Raw genomic sequence first — 19,913 nt, 5'->3', positions numbered from 1 at the left:
GCGGAACGCTTTTGCCTTGCCGTCGCCCCGTGATCGGGGCGACGGCAACGAGCTACCTCATCCGATCTTGCAGGACGCCAGAACGGCCATGTTCAGAATGTCATTCGCGGTGGAGACCGACGAACAAATCTGAATGGGCTTGTCCAGACCGGACAGGATCGGCCCGATCACGGTCGCGCCACCCATTTCCTGCATCAGTTTGACCGAAATGCTCGCCGAATGCCGCGCGGGCACCACAAGAATATTGGCCGGCCCGGTCAGACGGGAAAACGGATAGGCGGCCTGCGATTTCGCAGTCAGGGCGACGTCCACGGTCATTTCACCCTCAAACTCGAAATCGACGCCGCGCGCTTCGAGGACGCCGGGTGCCTGATGCATCTTTTCCGCGCGCTCGGACACCGGATAGCCAAAGGTCGAAAAGCTTACGAAGGCCACGCGGGGTTCAAGCCCCATGTGCCGGGCCACATCTGCGGCGCGCTCCGCGATCGTCGCGAGGTCTTCGGCATCGGGCCATTCCTGCACCAGCGTATCGGCAATCAGAACAATCCGCCCCTTTTGCAACAGTGCCGTCACACCGGCCACCCCATGCGCAGGATCGGCATCAAAAACATGATTGATGCGATCCAGTACATGCGCCGACTTCCGCGTTGCGCCCGTAACCAGCCCGTCTCCATGGCCATGAGCCAGCATCAGGGCCGAAAACACATGCCGGTCGCGCGCGGCGAGCCGGTGAATATCCTGTCTGTCAAATCCCTTGCGCTGCAATCGCTCGTAGAGAAATTCCTTGTAGGTATCCAGATGTTGGGTGTTGGCGGCATTCACCACTTCCAACTCGCGGGCTGCATCCTCGAGTCCCACGGAATCCAGCAGGGCCTTGACCTCGTCAGGGCGTCCTACCACCAGCGCCTTGCCCAAACCGGACCGCTGGTATGTCACCGCCGCGCGCAAGACGCGCGGATCATCGCCCTCGGCAAAGATCATCCGCGCCTTGGCGGCGCGTGCCCGCGCATTCAGACCGCGCAGAATACTGGCGGTCGGATCCATCCGGGCCTTGAGCGTGAGTTCATAGGCCTCCATGTCGATGATCGGGCGCCGCGCGGCACCGGTATCCATTCCGGCGCGCGCCACCGCAGGCGGAATACGGTGGATCAGACGCGGATCAAACGGTGTGGGGATGATGTAGTCGCGCCCGAACGTCAGGTTTTCACCATAGGCCAGCGCCACTTCGTCCGGCACATCCTCGCGCGCAAGCTGTGCCAGCGCATGGGCACAGGCAATCTTCATCTCGTCATTGATCGCGCGCGCGTGGATATCCAGCGCGCCCCGGAACAGGTAGGGAAAGCCCAGAACGTTATTCACCTGATTGGGATAGTCACTGCGCCCGGTCGCGATGATGGCATCGACGCGCACTTCGTGTGCTTCTTCCGGCGTGATCTCGGGATCAGGGTTCGCCATCGCAAAGATCACCGGATTGTCGGCCATTGACGCCACCATTTCCTGCGTCACGGCTCCCTTGACGCTGACGCCCAGAAAGACATCCGCCCCCTTCATCGCATCTTCGAGGGTGCGCGCTTCGGTCTTGACGGCGTGACCGGATTTCCACTGATTCATGCCCTCGGTCCGACCCTGCCAGATCACACCCTTGGTGTCGCACATGATACAGTTGTCATGCCGCGCGCCCATCGACTTGAGCAATTCAAGACAGGCGATCCCCGCAGCGCCCGCGCCGTTCAGCACGATCCTGACCTCTTCAATCTTCTTGTTCGACAAATGCAGCGCGTTGATCAGGCCGGCCGCGCAAATAACGGCGGTGCCGTGCTGATCATCGTGAAAGACCGGAATATCCAGCTCTTCCTTGAGCTGTTGTTCGATGATGAAACAATCCGGAGCCTTGATATCTTCCAGGTTGATGCCACCGAAAGTCGGTGCCATCAGCCTGACAGCCTTGCAGAAATCGGCGACGTCCTCGGTGTCCAGTTCGATATCGATGCTGTTCACATCGGCAAACCGCTTGAACAGGACGGCCTTGCCCTCCATCACCGGTTTCGACCCCAGCGCGCCCAGATTGCCCAAACCCAGAACGGCGGTGCCGTTGGAAATCACCGCCACGAGGTTGCCCTTGTTGGTGTAGTCATAGGCGGTTTCCGGGTTCGCCGCGATTTCTTCGCATGGGATGGCAACGCCTGGAGAATAGGCCAGCGACAGGTCCCGCTGTGTGTTCATCGGCACCGTGGCTTGTATTTCGAACTTTCCCGGAGTCGGCTCCAGATGAAACGTCAAGGCTTCATCGCGGGTGTACTTCAACTTGGCCATGACCGGCGTTCTCCTATCTGCGGTTCAGGCGTCATACCCCGCCGCTCCGCGAGCCTCAACAGGAATGCGTTTTCGCCTTTCGCCGCGTCCTGGGCGTTTGTAAGGTCGCGCAGGTTGCGAAGACCGGGGGACAATCTGTGGCCAATGTCACGCCAATGATGGCGCAATATCTTGAGATCAAGGCCGAGCATCAGGACGCGCTGCTGTTCTATCGCATGGGTGATTTCTACGAGATGTTCTTTGACGACGCGGTTGCAGCCGCCGAAGCGCTGGACATCGCGCTGACCAAGCGCGGCAAACACGACGGCGCCGATATCCCGATGTGCGGGGTCCCGGTACATGCGGCCGAAGGTTATTTTCTGACGCTGATCCGCAAGGGATTTCGCGTCGCGGTTTGTGAACAGATGGAAAGCCCGGCCGAGGCCAAGAAGCGCGGCTCAAAATCTGTGGTCAAGCGCGAGGTCGTCCGCCTCGTCACACCCGGCACGCTGACCGAAGACGCGCTGCTCGAAGCCCGACGCCACAATTTCCTCGCCGCTTTTTCCGAAGTTCGCGATCAATCCGCCCTCGCATGGGCCGATATCTCGACCGGTGCGTTTCACGTAATGCCGCTGCACCGGGCGCGTCTCGGGCCGGAACTCGCCCGGCTGGCACCGTCAGAGTTGATTGTCACGGATGGTGCCACCGATGGGCTACACGACATTGCCAATGATCTGGGTGTCGCCCTTTCTCCACTTGGCCGGGCCAGCTTTGACAGTACCGCTGCCGAGAAGCGTCTTTGCGCCTTGTTTTCCGTCGGCACGCTTGAGGCATTCGGCAGCTTTGGACGGGCCGAGATTTCGGCGATGGGCGCGCTGATAGACTACCTGGAACTCACGCAGAAGGGCCGCTTGCCGCTGTTGCAGACCCCAGTGCGTGAATCCGAGGACCGGGTGGTTCAGATCGATGCCGCAACGCGGCGCAATCTGGAGCTGACCCGATCCCTTGCAGGCAGCCGTGCCGGATCGCTTCTTGCCGTGATAGACCGCACCGTCACGCCGGGTGGTGCGCGCCTGCTCGAACAACGCCTGTCCAGCCCGTCGCGAAACCTCGATATCTTGCAATCACGTTTGGCGGCGGTGGATTTTGCCATCGAACAGGATCGACTCTCCGGCGATCTGCGTGCCGCCCTGCGCAAGACCCCCGACCTTGACCGCGCCCTGTCGCGGCTGTCGCTGGATCGTGGCGGCCCACGAGATCTCGCGGCTGTCCGCAACGCGCTGGAGCAGGCGGCGGCCATTGCCCGCCATTGCCAGGCGTGCGAGTTGCCGCCGCTCCTTGCGAGCGCCGTTAGTGACCTGACCGGCTTTGATGATCTGTCTGCCCTGCTTGATGCCGCGCTCGTTGCCGAACCGCCGCTCTTGACACGCGATGGTGGATTCGTGGCTGCCGGATATGATCCTGATCTGGACGAGGCACGCACCTTGCGTGACGAAGGCCGCTCGGTCATCGCGGGGCTTCAGAAACGTTATGCGGAACACACCGGCATCGCTTCGCTCAAGATCAAGCACAACAACGTGTTGGGCTATTTCATCGAAACGACATCGACCCACGCGGAAAAGATGCTCTCGGCACCCCTGTCCGAAAGCTATATCCACCGCCAGACGACGGCCAATCAGGTTCGTTTCACCACCGTCGAACTCAGCGAGATGGAAACCAAGATCCTGAACGCGGGCAATCGGGCGCTTGAGATCGAAAAGCGGCTCTACGAAGGGCTAAGAGGCTCTATTCTTGACCAAGCCGCCCGTTTGAATGGGGCCGCCCGCGCGCTGGCGGAGCTTGATCTGGCTGCCGCACTCGCCGACCTTGCCCGAGCCGAGAACTGGTGTCGTCCGCGAGTCGATAGCGGTCGCAGTTTCGCCATCACCGGAGGACGGCACCCTGTCGTGGAACAGGCCCTGCGCCAGCAAGGGGGCGACAGTTTCATCGCGAACGATTGCGATCTGACCGCCACGTCCGGCGCCGCGATCTGGTTGCTGACCGGGCCGAACATGGCCGGTAAATCAACTTTCCTTCGCCAGAATGCACTGATCGCGCTGCTGGCCCAGATCGGCAGCTATGTGCCTGCCGCGTCTGCCCATATCGGTGTGATCAGCCAACTCTTCAGCCGCGTCGGGGCCTCGGACGATCTGGCGCGTGGACGGTCCACCTTTATGGTCGAGATGGTCGAAACCGCAGCGATCCTCAATCAGGCCGACGATCGCGCGCTGGTGATCCTTGACGAGATCGGGCGAGGCACCGCCACTTATGACGGCCTCTCCATCGCCTGGGCGACGCTTGAACACCTACATGCCAGCAACCAGTGCCGTGCGCTGTTTGCGACGCACTACCACGAACTGACGGCGCTGGCCGGAAAGCTACCCGGTGTGGACAACGCCACCGTCGCGGTCAAGGAGTGGCAGGGCGAAGTGATCTTTCTGCACGAGGTTCGCAAGGGCGCGGCGGACCGGTCATATGGTGTGCAGGTCGCACAATTGGCCGGGCTTCCCCAGTCGGTCCTCGACCGTGCGCGTGTCGTACTCAAGGCTCTGGAAGAAGGCGAACGCGAAGGTGGTGCCACGCAAAAGGCGCTGATCGACGATCTGCCTCTGTTTTCCGCCGCCCCGCCGCCTCTGCCTGCACCGGTGGCATCACCGGCGCTGGACCTGCTCGAGTCCATTCATCCGGACGAGCTTTCGCCGAAAGCCGCGCTCGACCTGATCTACAAACTGAAAGAGGCGGCCAAAACCTGACCGCCTCGGTGTGTTTCAATGTGCCGATGTCAGGATGCAGGTGTCGACGAAACCCCAACCTGCGCAGGGCGCAACAGCCGGTCGTGTAGCATGAAACCTTCGGCCGAGACCTGGATGATGTCGCCGGCCTTGGTTCCGGGAAGCGGGGCTTCGAACATGGCTTCGTGCATCTTGGGATCAAACCGGTCACCAACTTCGGGCGAAATCACTTCGATACCGTGCTTGCCGAACACATTAACCAACTCGCGCATCGTCAGTTCGATGCCTTCGATCAGGGCCGAAGATGCCGCACGCTGTTCGTCCGTGATGGTATCGAGCGCGCGTTTCATGTTGTCATAGACCGGCAAGACATCCCGCGCCAGGCGCGACCCGCCGTAACGCTCGGCCTCGACCCGGGCCCGCTCGGAGCGTTTGCGTGAATTCTCTGCCTCGGCCAGGGTTCGCATATAGCGATCCTTGTATTCATCGCGTTCCGCGCGGATCGAATCCAACTCGATCGCATCATCGTCAAGCTCTGCCAGTTCTTCCGCGTCTGCCTCGGCTTCCATCGCCGCGAGATCATCCAGAAAATCGTCGTTCTTTGGCTCTGCCATCTTTCACCTCTAACTGCGGTCAGAAATCAACCGACCTACCAGCTGCGCCGTGTAGTCCACAATCGGCACTATCCGCCCGTAATTGAGGCGCGTTGGGCCAATCACTCCCACCGCGCCAATGATCTTTCGATCAGCGTTCATATAGGGAGACACAACCAAAGAGGAACCCGAAAGTGAGAAAAGTTTGTTCTCCGAGCCGATAAAAATGCGCACGCCTTCACCTTCTTCGGTGAGTTGCAGGAATTCCTCGATGTCCCGCTTGCGTTCGAGGTCGTCAAACAGGCTGCGAATGCGCTCCAACTCTTCTCCATCGTCCTCGCCGCCCAACAGATTCGCGCGCCCCCTCACGATCAACCGGTCGGTTTCCTCGCCCTCGCCCTCCCAGACCGCCAGGCCACTTTCGACCATATCCCGTGCCAAGCGGTCGATTTCCTGACGCCGGGCATTGATATCTGTCTGGATGCTTTTTCTCACTTCGCTCAGAGTGCGGCCTTCGATCAAGGCGTTCAGAAAATTTGCCGCCTCGCGCATCGAACTGGGGGTTTGGCCGGGCGGCGGCGTGAACAGGCGATTCTCCACATGGCCATCGGAGAACACGATCACCACTAGGGCGCGATCATGCGCCAGTGACACGAATTCGATATGCCGAATGTCCGCTTCATGCTTGGGTGTCAGGACCAATGACGCCCCATGCGTGACACCGGACAGCGCCGATCCCAGACGGTCGAGCATGTTGCCAACGTCATTGGAGTTCCGCTTTACCGTGTCGTCGAGCATCTGACGGTCGGTGTCCTGCAGGTCTCCGACTTCGAGCAACCCATCGACGAACATCCGCAATCCAACCTGCGTCGGGATACGGCCCGCGCTGACATGCGGACTGTTCAGCAGGCCCAGATATTCGAGATCCTGCATCACGTTGCGTATCGTTGCGGCGCTGACCTTTTCGCTGAGCGTTCGGGTCAGAGTGCGGCTGCCGATCGGGTCACCGGTTTCCAGATACCCCTCGACAACGCGCCGAAACACTTCGCGCGAACGGTCGTTCAACTCGTCTAGCAGGTTCGTAGCATCATTCATGCGTTCATCCTTGGCTGGTTCGCCATTAAAGTCCACCTGTTGCAAAGGTCAATCGGGGTTGCACAACCGTTGTGTCGGGCTGTATTGCGACGCCAACATATTAAGGAGACCCCATGCGCCCCTCTGGTCGAGATCTAAGCGAAATGCGCCCCGTTTCCATCGAAACGGGCTTTACAAAACACGCCGAGGGGTCTTGCCTGATCAAGGTTGGCGATACCCATGTGCTCTGCACGGCCACCATCGAGGATCGCGTTCCTCCGTTTATCAAGGGCTCCGGCCTTGGCTGGGTCACGGCGGAATACGGGATGTTGCCACGTGCGACCAACACACGAATGCGGCGCGAGGCGGCATCCGGCAAACAGGGCGGGCGCACGGTTGAAATCCAGCGCCTTATCGGGCGCTCGCTGCGGGCCGGCGTGGATCGTGTGGCCCTTGGCGAACGGCAGATCACGGTCGATTGCGATGTTCTCCAGGCCGATGGCGGCACGCGGTGTGCGGCGATCACGGGGGGTTGGACAGCGCTTCGGATTGCGGTGAACAAGCTGATGAAGGCGGGCGACGTGATCAGCGACCCGCTTGTCGATCCGGTCGCCGCCGTCTCGTGCGGCATTTACGCTGGCCAGCCGGTTCTGGATCTTGACTACCCCGAGGATAGCGAAGCCGGTGTTGACGGCAATTTTATCATGACCGGTTCGGGCAAGCTGATCGAGGTTCAGATGTCCGCCGAGGGGTCGGTCTTTTCCCGCGATCAGATGAACCAGTTGATGGACCTCGCCGAAAAAGGCGTTGGTGAACTCGTCGCTGCCCAGAAAGCCGCCGCATGACACGCAAGTTTGTCGGCGACCGGGTGTTGGTGGCCACACACAACGCCGGCAAGCTTGAAGAGATGGCGCATTTGCTGGATCCATTCGGCGTGTCGGTCGTCGGTGCCGCCGAGATGAATCTGCCAGAGCCGGAAGAGACCGAAACGACCTTTGTCGGCAATGCCCGGATCAAGGCCCACGCTGCCGCGCAGGCAACCGGCCTGCCCGCACTATCAGATGATTCCGGCATCCAGATCGATGCGCTGAACGGTGCTCCGGGCGTCTATACCGCCGACTGGGCCGAAACGCTCAACGGGCGAGATTTCGTGATGGCGATGGAACGCACCCATCGCGAACTCGAAGCAATTCATGCGCCATCTCCACGCACGGCGCAGTTCTGCTGTACGCTCGTTCTCGCCTGGCCAGATGGTCATGACGAGGTGTTCGAGGGGATCATGCCGGGTCAGGTCATCTGGCCCATGCGCGGCGATCAGGGTCACGGTTATGATCCGATCTTTGTGCCGGACGGCTATGACGTGACGTTCGGCGAAATGGATCGCTGGGAAAAAAACAAGATCAGCCACCGCGCCAAGGCGACGGCGAAATTGGTTGCGGGCTGTTTTGACTGAAGACTGGCGACAGGGCGGTTTCGGCCTCTATGTTCATTGGCCGTTTTGCCAGGCCAAATGCCCCTACTGCGACTTTAACAGCCATGTCTCGCAACAGGTGGACCAATCCGCCTGGCGCGATGCCTACCTCTTCGAACTCGCGAGAACCGCCGCGGAAACCCCCGATCGTGTGCTGAATTCGATTTTCTTTGGCGGTGGTACGCCGAGCCTGATGGATCCCGATACAGTGGCCGAGATCATCATGGCCGCCTGTGGCTACTGGACCCCTGCGAACGACATCGAAATCACGCTCGAGGCAAACCCCGGCTCTGTCGAGGCCGGTCGTTTTGCCGGATACCGGGATGGCGGCGTCAATCGTGTGTCGATGGGCGTGCAGGCGTTGAATGATGCCGACCTCAGGCGCCTGGGCCGCATTCATACGGTCGCCGAAGCGCAAGCGGCCTTTGACATTGCGCGTGATTGTTTTGACCGGGTGAGTTTTGACCTGATCTATGCCCGCCAGGATCAGACGCTTGAACAGTGGCAGCACGAACTGGAAACCGCGCTATCGATGGCCATCGATCATCTGTCGCTTTACCAGCTCACCATCGAGTCTGGCACCGCCTTTGGCGACCGGTTTGCAGCCGGAAAGTTGCGCGGATTGCCTGATGATGATCGCGCCGCCGACATGTACGACATCACGCAGACAACCTGTGACAAACACGGTTTGCCGATGTACGAAGTCTCGAACCATGCGCGCCCCGGTTCTGAATCTCGGCACAATCTAATCTACTGGAGTGGTGGTGACTATGTCGGGATTGGCCCCGGAGCGCATGGGCGGGTCACACTGAACGGCAAGCGACATGCCACGGAATCCGAAATGATGCCGGCCGAATGGTTGCGTTTGGTCAGCAAAGGGTCCGGTGAAACCCTGCGGCGCCCCTTGTGGTCGCTAGAGCAAGCCGAAGAATACCTGATGATGGGGTTGCGCCTTAGATCAGGCATAGATGTTGTGCGCTATGAGAGTCTTGCGGGGCACAAATTGGACCCAAAAGCTCGAAACTCACTGTCCGAGCTCGGCCTCATTCAGGTCCGAGGAAGCAATATTATGGTTAAAAGGCAAGGGTTTATGGTTTTGAATGCCATAATTTCCGAGTTTCTTGTCGGCTAATGCGCTTCGCGCCCAACCTGGTCTATCCGATACCACCTAAGCCGTTGAAATCTGTGATTTCCGGCTGCGTCAAACAGTTCAGCCTTAGCGCAAATCGCTCTAGCTGCCGCTTAGCAGTTGGCAAAGCCTGTCCAGATCGTCCAGATTGCCATATCTGATCGACATTTCACCCGAGTCCTGACCCGGCTTGTGTGTGATTTCCACTTTCATCCCCAGATTTGCCGACAGATCCGCCTCGAGCGCGCGCGTATCCGCGTCCTTCTCTGCAGGTGCTGCCAGCAGCCTTTTCTTTGCTGGCTGACCCCCTGCCGCCTGCTTCTTGACCAATGCCTCGGTCGCACGCACCGACAGCCCGCCCTTGACGATTGCCCGCGCCAAGACCGAGGGCTCCTCTGCGGTAATCAAGGCGCGCGCATGCCCGGCAGTCAGTGCGCCTTCCTGCAACATGCTCTGAACATCGGCCGGCAAGGTCAGCAAGCGCATCAGGTTTGCGATATGGCTTCGACTCTTTCCAAGCGCCTCGGCCAGACGTTCCTGGGTGTGGCCAAAGCTCTCCATCAACTGCTTGTATCCGGCCGCTTCTTCGACCGCGTTCAGATCGGCACGCTGAATGTTCTCGATTATCGCGACCTCAAGAACCTCGACATCGTCAAAGTCCCGCACAAGAACCGGAACCTCGTGCAATTGTGCCTGCTGTGATGCGCGCCAACGACGTTCACCGGCGACAATCTCATAGGTGCCGCCCTCGCGGGGCCGGACGATCAGCGGCTGAAGAACGCCCTTTTCCTTGATCGATGCGGTCAGATCATCCAGATCGTCCTGCGCAAATCTCCGGCGCGGCTGGTTTGGGTTTGCAAACAGCTTTTCAATCGGGACATGGATATCGGGTCCAACCGGACGATCCGGACTTTGGCTCTCGGCCGAAACATCCGCCATCAATGCGGAAAGTCCGCGCCCCAACCCGCGAGGTTTCACCTTCTTGTCCATCTGCTACGCTCCTCGACTCGTTTAGGCCGCCATCAGCCTGTGCTTGTTCATGATCTCTTGGGCCAGCGCGCGATAGGCCACCGCACCTTGCGAATTGCTGTCATAGCTGAGGACCGGCATCGCGTATGATGGGGCCTCGCTTACCCTAACATTGCGCGGAATCAGGGTTTCAAAGACCAGATCGCCCAGATTTTCACGTGCGTCCTGTTCGACCTGACGAGACAAGTTGTTGCGTTTGTCATACATGGTCAACACAATACCTTCGATTCTCAACCCCGGATTCGCCGACTGGCGGACCTCGCGTACCGACAGCATCAGTTGCGACAAGCCCTCCAATGCAAAGAACTCGCTTTGCAACGGGACCAGCACGGAATGTGCCGCCACCATCGCATTTACAGTCAGCAAATTGAGCGATGGCGGGCAATCGATCAGGATATAGTCAAATCCAAATTCACCCATTGCGCTCTGCCGCAGCGAATCGTGCAAAAGAAAACTCCGCCGATCGTTCGAGATCAGATCTATGTCCGCCGAACTTAGATCCACCGTCGCAGGAATGATCGATAGCCCGTCCAATGCGGTCGGTTGAATCACCTCGCCAAGGGGCACATCGCCGACGAGCAACTCGTAGGTTGTCATTTCACGTTCTTCGGCTTCGATGCCCAGCCCCGTCGATGCGTTACCCTGCGGGTCAAGATCAACCACCAGAACGCGCAACGCCATTTCCGCCAGCGCGGCAGCGAGGTTGATCGAGGTTGTTGTTTTGCCAACCCCGCCCTTCTGGTTGGCGATGGCTATGATCTGTGGACTTGGCGAATGGGAAAAATCAGTCACGCGATATTCCTTTGACTTTCAAGATAACGGCCCCGGCCTCAGTGCTGCTATCGACTGATTCAACATTGAACCGCCAAGCGCGTCGCGCTTCGGCAACTTCCTTTTGCCACGTGACACCCTTGGGGAACAACGCCAATCCATCGGTTGACAGGTGTCTTTCGGCAAATTCCAGCAAGCCGGGTAGGTTCGTCAGCGCCCGCGCGGATAGAACGTCAGCGTTTTGCGGTTCAACCAGCTCAATCCGCTTGGCAAGCACCCGGCACTTTACTCCGGTTTCGCGGATCGCTGTCCGCAGGAACGCACATTTGCGCTGATCGCTTTCAACCAACGTAACTCCTACCTCGGGGCGTTCCTCAGCCGCGAGAATCGCGATGACAATCCCCGGAAATCCGCCGCCGCTTCCCAAATCCACCCAGTGACCGGCTTTGTCGGTCGATCGAAAAACCTGAATTGAATCAATGATATGGCGCGGCCATAGATCGTCCAAGCTCTTGCGGGATACGAGATTGATACGTGGATTCCATTTCTGAACGAGGGCTTCAAAGCAATTCAGCCTATCGAGTGTTTCACGTGAAACATTTGGATGCCGCCTACCCTCATCACCGCTCAAATTCATCTGTTCGCGACTCTTGGCAGGCGGCGCAACTTCGAGAGCACCAATGCCAATGCGGATGGCGTCATCCCATCAATTCGAGCTGCCTGGGCTATGGTTTCAGGACGTGCGGCACCAAGCTTTTGCTTTATCTCGTTTGAAAGCCCGCCAACGTCCGAAAAATCAAAACCGTGAGGAATGACGTGCGCCTCATCACGCTTCAGCGCGTTCACATCATTTTCCTGCCGACTCACGTAGTTCATATAGAGCGCGTCCCGCTCCACCTGCAATCGCGTGTCCCTGTCAACCTCAGCCAAGCCCGGAAGCAGTGAACAAAGATCCACGACACCGACATTCGGAAACGCGAGGACGTCGAGCCCCGAGCGCCGCTTGCCATCCTGGCTGATCTGAATACCAGCTCCGGCGAGTTCCTTCGGGGTATATGTTGTGTCTGTTAGAAGAGTACGCGCACGATCCAGCTTTTCCATCTTGGCAAGAAACGCGGATCTTCGCGCAGACCCCACGCAGCCAAGGCCCACCCCAATTGGTGTCAAACGCTGATCTGCGTTGTCGGCGCGCAGGGACAGCCTGAATTCGGCGCGCGACGTGAACATTCGATAGGGTTCGGTAACGCCGCGTGTCGTCAAATCGTCGATCATCACACCGATATAGCTGTTGGATCGGCTGAAAACGACAGACTCGCGCCCCTGAATTGCCAAGGCAGCATTCAGGCCAGCGACCAGACCTTGCGCCGCTGCCTCTTCGTAACCCGTTGTTCCGTTGATCTGCCCAGCTAGGTATAAGCCTTTGATATCTTTCAGCTCCAGGGTTCCGGTCAACGCACGCGGATCGACATAGTCGTATTCGATGGCATAGCCGGGTTGAAGAATGACCGCCTGCTCCAGCCCCTTGATCGAATGAACATAGGCCTCCTGGACATCCACCGGAAGCGATGTCGAGATTCCGTTGGGATAGACCGTATGATCATCTACGCCCTCGGGTTCCAGAAAGATCTGATGTGAGGTCTTATCAGCAAACCGTACGATCTTATCCTCGATTGACGGGCAATACCGCGGCCCGATGCCGTCAATATGTCCACCATACATCGCAGAGCGTTTCAGATTCTTCTCAATAATCTCGTGTGTTAGGGGATTCGTATGTGTGATCCCGCAGGATACCTGTGGCGTTGTGGTTTTGGTTGAAAGAAATGAAAACAGCGTTGGCTCATCATCCCCGGGCTGCATCTGGAGATCGGTCCAATCTATCGTACGGCCGTCCAATCGCGGAGGAGTCCCCGTTTTCAGTCGCCCTAAAGGCAATCCGAACGATTTCATTCGATCCGCAAGTGGTACCGACGGGCTATCACCCATACGGCCCCCAGGCTTTGCCACATCCCCGATGTGAATAACGCCCCTGAGAAATGTGCCGGTCGTCAACACGACAGCGCCGCAAGAAATCTCCGAACCATCCGCAAGCATGATTCCAGTTACACGATTGTCCTTTATCAGGAAATCGACGGCCTCGCCCTCTATGACATAGAGATTTTCCTGCGATTCGACCTCGGATAAGATCGATGTGCGATATATCTTCCGGTCTGCCTGTGCCCGTGGTCCTTGAACCGCCGGCCCTTTGCGGCGATTGAGCAGGCGAAATTGTATGCCTGCGCGATCTGCGACGCGGCCCATGACGCCATCCATGGCATCGATTTCGCGCACCAGATGGCCTTTTCCAAGGCCCCCGATAGCTGGATTGCAGGACATTATGCCAATTCCGCTGCGTTTCAATGTCACGAGTGCTGTCTTCGCGCCCAATCGTGCCGACGCGTGTGCGGCCTCGACGCCTGCATGGCCGCCACCAATGACAACAACATCAAAATGTTTCACGTGAAACACTCCTCACTTACCTAAGCAAAAGCTCGCAAATATTTCGTCTAGCAAATTTTCGACATCTACGCGACCAACAAGCGATTCAAGCGCGCGAATCGCTCTTCGCAACTCTTCGGCGACCAATTCATACTGCTCGGACTGTGCCGACAAAAGCGATTGTGCCAACTCGAGCGATATTTGTGCACGCTCAATCGCAATCCGATGCCGTTCCCGCGTTGCGACGCCCGCATTTGCAGACCGATATTTCAAGACTTCTGAGATTTGCTCAATTAAGTCGGTAACACCTTCTCCGGTCATCCCGGACACCGAATTGCTTCTGTTTTCGCGCAGGTCAGCCTTGGGTCGCACGACAATATCGCCGTCGCGAAACGGGACATCCAGATCCAGAGCAGTCTCCGCCAGAAAAACCCTGAGATCGGCCCGGTCTGCCCGGCTTCGCGCCAGAGATATTCCCATCTTTTCAACAGCATCTGTTGTTTCACGCAATCCGGCGGTATCAAGAAACGTAACAGCAAGACCTGACAAATCCATGCGAACTTCGATCACATCACGGGTGGTTCCGGCATACTCCGATGTGATTGCCGCCTCGCGCCCGGCCAAAGCGTTCAAGAGCGTGGACTTTCCGACATTCGGTGCGCCGACGATTGCAACCTCGAATCCGCTTCGGATGCGTTCGGCAATATGAATGACATCGGTTTCCGCCACGAGTTCCGCCAGAACCTTCTCCAGAAGCGCCGTAACTTCGGGCGTCACATCTGTCGGAATGTCCTCGTCCGCAAAATCAATAACGGCCTCAATCAGGGATGCGGCACGGATCAGATCAACGCGCCAACGCTCGGCAAGATCGCCCAGACGTCCGGACAGAACCTCTTGTGCCTGGCGACGTTGACTTTCTGTTTCTGCATCAATCAAATCGGCCAAGCCTTCGACCTGTGACAGATCCAGTTTGCCATTTTCCATGGCCCGGCGCGTGAATTCGCCTGGTTCTGCCAGCCGGAGATCGTCGTTTTTGCCCAATGTCCGTAAGACGGCAGTTACAACCGCGACGCTGCCATGAAGATGCAGTTCCACGACGTCCTCACCGGTGAAGCTGGCCGGCGCGAAAAAGATCAGAACCAACGCATCGTCTAGATGTTGCCCCTGCATATCGTATAGCGAGCACAATCGCATACCGCGATTGGTGGTATCCTGCTGAGTCAAAAGGGAAAGCGAGTCGTGGGCGCGTGGACCGGAAATCCGAACCACGGCCACTCCAGCCTTCCCCTGCGCACTGGCGAGCGCAAAGATCGTATCCATTTGAAATACCTCCGTTCCGGCAGACCGGGATCAGGTATTCATAGAATCAAAGAAATCGCTGTTGCTCTTGGTCTGCTTCAACTTGGAAATCAGGAATTCGATCGCGTCCGTGGTTCCCATCGGGTTCAAGATCCGACGCAGCACGAAGGTTTTCTGCAGGTCCACCTTGTCGACCAAAAGGTCTTCTTTCCGGGTTCCCGATTTCAGAATATCGATCGCCGGATACACGCGTTTGTCCGCAATCTTGCGATCCAGTACGATTTCACTGTTACCCGTGCCCTTGAACTCTTCAAAGATGACTTCGTCCATGCGGCTACCGGTGTCGATCAGCGCGGTCGCGATGATGGTCAGCGAACCGCCCTCTTCGATATTCCGGGCCGCACCAAAGAACCGCTTGGGCCGTTGCAGTGCATTGGCATCGACACCGCCGGTCAAGACCTTGCCCGATGATGGGACAACTGTGTTGAAAGCCCTACCAAGTCTGGTGATTGAATCGAGAAGAATAACAACATCTCGTTTATGTTCGACAAGGCGCTTGGCCTTTTCGATCACCATTTCGCTGACCGCCACGTGCCGCGTGGCAGGTTCGTCAAATGTCGAGGACACGACCTCGCCTTTGACCGAACGCTGCATGTCGGTCACTTCTTCGGGACGCTCGTCAATCAACAGAACGATCAGGTAGATTTCCGGATGATTCCGTTCGATGGAATTCGCGATATTCTGCAGGATCACCGTCTTACCCGTCCGAGGTGGCGCAACGATAAGCGATCTCTGCCCCTTGCCGATGGGCGCAACCAGATCGATGATCCGGGCCGTCCGATCCTTGATCGTCGGGTCTTCGACTTCCATGTTCAGCCGTTCGTCCGGGTAAAGCGGCGTCAGGTTGTCAAAGGCAATCTTGTGTCGCGCCTTCTCAGGTTCTTGGAAATTGATCGACGCAACATTGGTCAGCGCAAAATAGCGTTCGTTGTCATTGGGCGATTCGATCACGCCATCAATGGTATCGCCTGTGCGCAGCGAGTGTTTGCGGATCATGTCGGGAGATACATAAATATCATCCGGGCCCGGCAGATAGTTGGCTTCGGGCGAACGCAGGAACCCGAACCCATCCTGAAGAACTTCGAGAACGCCATCACCTGAGACTTCCCAACCCTCGTCCGCACGCTCGCGGAGGATCTGGAACATCATCTCGCCTTTGCGCATGGTCGAAGCATTTTCGATCTCAAGCTCTTCGGCCATCGCCAACAGGTCCTTGGGACTATTGGCTTTCAAGTCTGCAAGACTCAGTTTTTCAACGCTCATGGATTTGTGGCCTGTCTGCAGCCGTTCATTGCCGGCCGCGTGCTGTCAGAATAGGGAAAACACCATGCCCGGACGGGCAGGTGCCGGTTTCCTATCCAAAGCAGACCAGGGAGTCAAACCGAATCAAAAGCGAACGACGACAGACAGGACGATAATCACCATCATGACCGTCGGCACTTCGTTCATCATTCGGAACTGCCGCCCGGTCCATGTGTTCGTCCCGTTCATCAAATCCCGCCGCCGCCAGCCAAGCCAATGATGAAACCAGGTCATCACAAGTACACCGCCAGCCTTGGTCCACGGCCAAATCTCTGACCAGTCGACGATACCCGGCGTGAAGACGAGACAGAGGCCAAACACCCATGTCGCGATGAAGGCAGGGTTCATGATCACCCTGAGAAGTTTCACTTCCATCATCTCAAAGACATCTGTCATGGTCTTGTTGTCTTCGGCTTGCTCGACATGATGCACGAACAATCTGGGCAGATAGAACAGACCCGCCATCCAGCTGATCACCGCCATGATGTGAAACGCTTTGGTCCATGGATAGATCGCGATCAGAAAATCAGTCATCTGGACCTCAGGTTACTCTCGGCCTCTCCTTATAAATAAATATAGAAAGAAGAAAGATAGATGGTTTTGTAGGGGGCACTGGGTCTGGGGATCAAAAGATCATCCCCCGAGTCATGCACAACCTGTGCCATTGTTAAGAAGTTTTGTATCAATCAAGAGGTCATCAAAAAAGATATAATATTACCAAATACTTATGAGAAATTAACCTTATGTTAACCTGTGGATATCTAGTGAATAAACTTGTAACAAAGCCCTTCCACACAACCGGATATTTATCCTTATCCTGCCGGTATGAAACCGATATGAAATCTTCGGAAAGCGGGTTTTGTCAAAGGGTTGCATGAAATGACGAAAACAAGTCAACTCTGTCCTGCTCCGTCCTCAACCTTGCGCACCTGGTTTTCCACATGACTGTCCCCATCATCCTGGCCTCCGGGTCCACCATTCGGGCGCAGCTGTTGCAGAATGCGGGGCTGGAAATTCAGATCAGGGTGCCACGGGTTGATGAAGACTCCGTTAGATCGGCCTTGCTCGCCGAAGATGCCACCCCGCGCGATATTGCCGATGCGCTCGCAGAGATGAAGGCCCGCAAGATCAGCGACAAACATCCTGGTGCAATGGTCATCGGATGTGATCAGGTGCTCGATTTCAACCGAACGCTGATGTCCAAGCCCATCACGCCAAAAGATGCCCATGCACAGCTGACAGCATTGCGGGGCAACCGGCACAGCCTGCTTTCAGCGGCCGTCATCTACCAGGACGGTGCTCCCGTGTGGCGGCATGTAGGTCAGGTCAGATTGCGAATGCGCGCCTTTTCGGATGACTACCTTTCCGGCTATATCTCTCGCAACTGGGACAGCATCCGCCATTCGGTCGGGGCCTACAAGCTTGAGGAAGAAGGCGTTCGTCTGTTCAGCGGTATTGACGGCGACTACTTTAACGTTTTGGGTATGCCCTTGTTAGAACTTCTGAATTTCCTCGCCCTACGCGGAGTGATCGAGCAATGACCAGCACACGCATTCCCTTGGCGGGTGTGATCGGATCACCGATCGCGCATTCCCGATCTCCCTTGTTACACGCGCACTGGCTCAGAACCTACAGCATCCGTGGTCACTACATCCCGATGGATGTGGATGAAAACGATCTGGAGAGGGTTTTGCGCACATTGCCCGCGATGGGGTTTGTCGGCGTCAATGTGACCGTGCCCCACAAGGAAAGGGTGATGGCCTTTGCCGATCAGATCACGGATCGCGCGACCTTGATCGGAGCGGCCAATACCCTGATATTTCGCAATGCAGGAAGCATTTTTGCGGATAATACAGATGGTTACGGATTCATCGAAAACCTGAGAAGCGGCGCACCCAACTGGTGTGCAGAGGCTGGACCGGCATTGGTACTGGGTGCGGGCGGGGCTTCGCGGGCGGTCATTACCGCGCTGATCGATGCAGGTGTTCCCGAAGTCATCCTGTCCAACCGCACCCGATTGCGAGCCGAACGGCTGAGAGAGGATTTTGGTCACCGGATCCGGGTCATCGACTGGGTGCAGGCCGGAAGCACCGTCAAGGAGGCAGCGTTGCTGGTCAACACGACATCCTTGGGGATGACCGGGCAACCGGAGCTTTCCGTTCAACTTGACGGGTTGCATTCAGGCACCGTGGTCACCGATCTGGTCTATTCACCACTCCAGACAAACCTGCTTGTCGCCGCCCGCAATGTCGGCTGTGTGACGGTTGATGGTCTTGGTATGCTGCTGTTTCAAGCCGTTCCGGGATTTGAGCGATGGTTTGGCACGCGCCCGGAAATAGATGAGGCGACTCGCGCCGCCGCCTTGAAATGAGCTTTCTTCTGGGGCTGACCGGGTCCATCGGCATGGGCAAAAGCTCCACGGCCAGGATGTTCGTCGAAGAAGGCTGCGCGCTTTGGGATGCCGACGCGGCCGTGCATCGGATCTATGCCGAGAACGGTCCAGCCGTTGCGCCAATCGCGGCGATTTATCCGCAAACGATACAAGAGGGCGCAGTCGATCGCACAGTGCTGAAGACCCTCATTGCCAGGGATCCCGGCGCACTGAAGCAAATCGAAGCGATTGTTCATCCGCTGGTCGCCGAGGACCGCAACAAATTCAGGGAAAACGCCACAGCCGATATTCTGGTCTTTGATATTCCGCTGCTTTTCGAGACCGGCGGCGACGCTGCGATGGATGCGGTTGCCTGCGTTTCTGTTGCGCCGGACATTCAGGAACAGCGGGTTCTCGAACGTGGGACGATGACGCGCGAACAGTTCGAAATGATCCGCGCAAAACAGATGCCGGACGCCGAAAAACGCGCGCGATCAGACTATGTGATCATCACCGATACACTGGACCACGCGCGCGCTCAGGTTCATACTATCGTCAGGCAAATCAGGGATCGGCAGGCGCATGCGTGAAATCGTACTGGATACGGAAACCACAGGTTTTGACCCGGAATCCGGCGACAGGATTGTCGAGATCGGCGCGGTAGAGCTTCATAACCATGTCGCCACCGGACGGACCTATCACCAGTACATCAACCCCGAAAGAAGCATGCCGCAAGAGGCCTTTGAGGTTCACGGGCTGGGCGATGACTTTCTGCGAGACAAGCCAAAGTTCGCCGAGATCGGGCAGGCGTTTCTGGATTTTGTCGGTGACGCGAAAATGGTGATCCACAATGCGGCCTTCGATATGAAGTTTCTCAATGCCGAGCTTGGATGGATGAACCTGCCAAGGCTGCCATGGGAACAGGCCATCGATACCCTGGCGATTGCCCGCAAACGCTTTCCCGGCTCACCCGCGTCGCTCGATGCTCTGTGCCGGCGCTTTGGCATAGACAATACCGCACGCACGCTGCACGGCGCATTGCTTGATTCGGAAATTCTTGCGGAAGTCTATCTGGAACTGATCGGTGGCCGGCAGCCCGATTTTGGGCTGGCATCCACTTCGCGGCAGAACAGCGGCGCTTCTTCGGAGGTCTGGCGCCCGACGCCGCGGCCAAATCCCCTGCCCGAGCGCATAACTCCGCAAGAGCGTGAAGCGCATGAGCGCTTTGTCGCAAAACTCGGCGAAGACACACTTTGGTCGCGCGCCTGAACCGTCG

At 57.6% G+C, this 19,913-nt stretch carries 18 protein-coding genes; 8 read left to right on the top strand and 10 right to left on the bottom strand.

Translation table 11 applies throughout. The annotated features are described in order from the left end of the window. Positions 1-57 precede the first annotated feature (57 nt). Positions 58-2,313, bottom strand: a complete 2,256-nt coding sequence (locus QO231_RS19715) for an NADP-dependent malic enzyme (protein ID WP_316780454.1) — start codon at positions 2,311-2,313, stop codon at positions 58-60. A 155-nt stretch (positions 2,314-2,468) separates the two neighbouring features. Here QO231_RS19715 and mutS point away from each other — a divergent pair, with 155 nt between their 5' ends. Further along, complete coding sequence (gene mutS, locus QO231_RS19710; protein WP_316780544.1) at positions 2,469-5,084, top strand: DNA mismatch repair protein MutS; 2,616 nt, start codon at positions 2,469-2,471, stop codon at positions 5,082-5,084. A gap of 29 nt (positions 5,085-5,113) precedes the next feature. Here the strand turns inward: mutS and QO231_RS19705 are convergent, their stop codons facing one another. Beyond that, positions 5,114-5,677 (bottom strand): nucleotide exchange factor GrpE, encoded by a 564-nt coding sequence (locus QO231_RS19705; protein ID WP_316780451.1) that lies wholly within the window; start codon positions 5,675-5,677, stop codon positions 5,114-5,116. Between the two features lie 9 nt (positions 5,678-5,686). Then, positions 5,687-6,751 carry a heat-inducible transcriptional repressor HrcA gene (hrcA, locus tag QO231_RS19700; protein WP_316780448.1) on the bottom strand — a complete coding sequence of 355 codons (1,065 nt, stop codon included), beginning with the start codon at positions 6,749-6,751 and terminating at the stop codon, positions 5,687-5,689. A 113-nt stretch (positions 6,752-6,864) separates the two neighbouring features. On the opposite strand from hrcA, the gene rph reads away from it, so the two are divergent. Genes rph through hemW form a run of 3 tightly spaced genes read left to right on the top strand, consistent with a single transcriptional unit; the run spans position 6,865 to position 9,333 of the window. Then, the gene (gene rph / locus QO231_RS19695; protein WP_316780446.1) at positions 6,865-7,575 is read left to right on the top strand and encodes a ribonuclease PH; all 711 of its coding nucleotides are present in this window, start codon (positions 6,865-6,867) and stop codon (positions 7,573-7,575) included. Next, positions 7,572-8,183, top strand: coding sequence for an RdgB/HAM1 family non-canonical purine NTP pyrophosphatase (gene rdgB, locus QO231_RS19690; RefSeq protein WP_316780444.1), 612 nt, complete (start codon positions 7,572-7,574; stop codon positions 8,181-8,183). Before rph ends, rdgB begins: the two co-directional genes overlap by 4 nt. Further along, positions 8,176-9,333 carry a radical SAM family heme chaperone HemW gene (hemW, locus tag QO231_RS19685; protein WP_316780440.1) on the top strand — a complete coding sequence of 386 codons (1,158 nt, stop codon included), beginning with the start codon at positions 8,176-8,178 and terminating at the stop codon, positions 9,331-9,333. Before rdgB ends, hemW begins: the two co-directional genes overlap by 8 nt. Positions 9,334-9,432: 99 nt before the next feature. Here hemW and QO231_RS19680 read toward each other — a convergent pair whose 3' ends face one another. From QO231_RS19680 to hemJ, 7 genes are all read right to left on the bottom strand, one after another. Further along, positions 9,433-10,320, bottom strand: a complete 888-nt coding sequence (locus QO231_RS19680; protein WP_316780438.1) for a ParB/RepB/Spo0J family partition protein — start codon at positions 10,318-10,320, stop codon at positions 9,433-9,435. A gap of 21 nt (positions 10,321-10,341) precedes the next feature. Beyond that, the gene (locus QO231_RS19675) at positions 10,342-11,151 is read right to left on the bottom strand and encodes a ParA family protein (RefSeq protein WP_316780435.1); all 810 of its coding nucleotides are present in this window, start codon (positions 11,149-11,151) and stop codon (positions 10,342-10,344) included. Further along, the gene (rsmG, locus tag QO231_RS19670) at positions 11,144-11,767 is read right to left on the bottom strand and encodes a 16S rRNA (guanine(527)-N(7))-methyltransferase RsmG (RefSeq protein WP_316780432.1); all 624 of its coding nucleotides are present in this window, start codon (positions 11,765-11,767) and stop codon (positions 11,144-11,146) included. Before rsmG ends, QO231_RS19675 begins: the two co-directional genes overlap by 8 nt. Beyond that, complete coding sequence (gene mnmG / locus QO231_RS19665) at positions 11,764-13,626, bottom strand: tRNA uridine-5-carboxymethylaminomethyl(34) synthesis enzyme MnmG (RefSeq protein WP_316780429.1); 1,863 nt, start codon at positions 13,624-13,626, stop codon at positions 11,764-11,766. Before mnmG ends, rsmG begins: the two co-directional genes overlap by 4 nt. 12 nt (positions 13,627-13,638) lie before the next feature. Further along, positions 13,639-14,925 carry a tRNA uridine-5-carboxymethylaminomethyl(34) synthesis GTPase MnmE gene (mnmE, locus tag QO231_RS19660; protein ID WP_316780427.1) on the bottom strand — a complete coding sequence of 429 codons (1,287 nt, stop codon included), beginning with the start codon at positions 14,923-14,925 and terminating at the stop codon, positions 13,639-13,641. Positions 14,926-14,955: 30 nt separating this feature from the next. Next, positions 14,956-16,227, bottom strand: coding sequence for a transcription termination factor Rho (gene rho, locus QO231_RS19655; protein ID WP_316780424.1), 1,272 nt, complete (start codon positions 16,225-16,227; stop codon positions 14,956-14,958). Positions 16,228-16,350: 123 nt separating this feature from the next. Then, positions 16,351-16,800: a protoporphyrinogen oxidase HemJ gene (gene hemJ, locus QO231_RS19650; RefSeq protein WP_316780423.1), complete on the bottom strand. Its 450-nt coding sequence runs from the start codon at positions 16,798-16,800 to the stop codon at positions 16,351-16,353. Between the two features lie 407 nt (positions 16,801-17,207). Here hemJ and QO231_RS19645 point away from each other — a divergent pair, with 407 nt between their 5' ends. From QO231_RS19645 to dnaQ, 4 genes are read left to right on the top strand one after another with little or no spacing between them, the layout of a single operon-like run. Next, positions 17,208-17,807 carry a Maf family protein gene (locus tag QO231_RS19645; RefSeq protein ID WP_316780420.1) on the top strand — a complete coding sequence of 200 codons (600 nt, stop codon included), beginning with the start codon at positions 17,208-17,210 and terminating at the stop codon, positions 17,805-17,807. Continuing rightward, positions 17,804-18,637, top strand: coding sequence for a shikimate dehydrogenase (locus QO231_RS19640; RefSeq protein WP_316780417.1), 834 nt, complete (start codon positions 17,804-17,806; stop codon positions 18,635-18,637). Before QO231_RS19645 ends, QO231_RS19640 begins: the two co-directional genes overlap by 4 nt. Further along, the gene (gene coaE, locus QO231_RS19635; protein ID WP_316780414.1) at positions 18,634-19,227 is read left to right on the top strand and encodes a dephospho-CoA kinase; all 594 of its coding nucleotides are present in this window, start codon (positions 18,634-18,636) and stop codon (positions 19,225-19,227) included. Before QO231_RS19640 ends, coaE begins: the two co-directional genes overlap by 4 nt. Beyond that, positions 19,220-19,906, top strand: coding sequence for a DNA polymerase III subunit epsilon (dnaQ, locus tag QO231_RS19630; RefSeq protein ID WP_316780411.1), 687 nt, complete (start codon positions 19,220-19,222; stop codon positions 19,904-19,906). The genes coaE and dnaQ overlap by 8 nt, the downstream gene beginning before the upstream one ends. Positions 19,907-19,913 lie beyond the last annotated feature (7 nt).

This window comes from Sedimentitalea todarodis (genome assembly GCF_032595355.1).
GTDB classification, from domain to species: domain Bacteria; phylum Pseudomonadota; class Alphaproteobacteria; order Rhodobacterales; family Rhodobacteraceae; genus Sedimentitalea; species Sedimentitalea todarodis.
This window is presented reverse-complemented; position numbering and strand designations above follow the sequence as displayed.

Bases quoted from the DNA above. Each gene is read 5' to 3' on its own strand.
- QO231_RS19715 (WP_316780454.1), bottom strand. From the start codon at position 2,313: ATGGCCAAGTTGAAGTACACCCGCGATGAAGCCTTGACGTTTCATCTG.
- mutS (WP_316780544.1), top strand. From the start codon at position 2,469: ATGATGGCGCAATATCTTGAGATCAAGGCCGAGCATCAGGACGCGCTG.
- QO231_RS19705 (WP_316780451.1), bottom strand. From the start codon at position 5,677: ATGGCAGAGCCAAAGAACGACGATTTTCTGGATGATCTCGCGGCGATG.
- hrcA (WP_316780448.1), bottom strand. From the start codon at position 6,751: ATGAATGATGCTACGAACCTGCTAGACGAGTTGAACGACCGTTCGCGC.
- rph (WP_316780446.1), top strand. From the start codon at position 6,865: ATGCGCCCCTCTGGTCGAGATCTAAGCGAAATGCGCCCCGTTTCCATC.
- rdgB (WP_316780444.1), top strand. From the start codon at position 7,572: ATGACACGCAAGTTTGTCGGCGACCGGGTGTTGGTGGCCACACACAAC.
- QO231_RS19680 (WP_316780438.1), bottom strand. From the start codon at position 10,320: ATGGACAAGAAGGTGAAACCTCGCGGGTTGGGGCGCGGACTTTCCGCA.
- rsmG (WP_316780432.1), bottom strand. From the start codon at position 11,767: ATGAATTTGAGCGGTGATGAGGGTAGGCGGCATCCAAATGTTTCACGT.
- mnmE (WP_316780427.1), bottom strand. From the start codon at position 14,925: ATGGATACGATCTTTGCGCTCGCCAGTGCGCAGGGGAAGGCTGGAGTG.
- rho (WP_316780424.1), bottom strand. From the start codon at position 16,227: ATGAGCGTTGAAAAACTGAGTCTTGCAGACTTGAAAGCCAATAGTCCC.
- hemJ (WP_316780423.1), bottom strand. From the start codon at position 16,800: ATGACTGATTTTCTGATCGCGATCTATCCATGGACCAAAGCGTTTCAC.
- QO231_RS19645 (WP_316780420.1), top strand. From the start codon at position 17,208: ATGACTGTCCCCATCATCCTGGCCTCCGGGTCCACCATTCGGGCGCAG.
- QO231_RS19640 (WP_316780417.1), top strand. From the start codon at position 17,804: ATGACCAGCACACGCATTCCCTTGGCGGGTGTGATCGGATCACCGATC.
- coaE (WP_316780414.1), top strand. From the start codon at position 18,634: ATGAGCTTTCTTCTGGGGCTGACCGGGTCCATCGGCATGGGCAAAAGC.
- dnaQ (WP_316780411.1), top strand. From the start codon at position 19,220: ATGCGTGAAATCGTACTGGATACGGAAACCACAGGTTTTGACCCGGAA.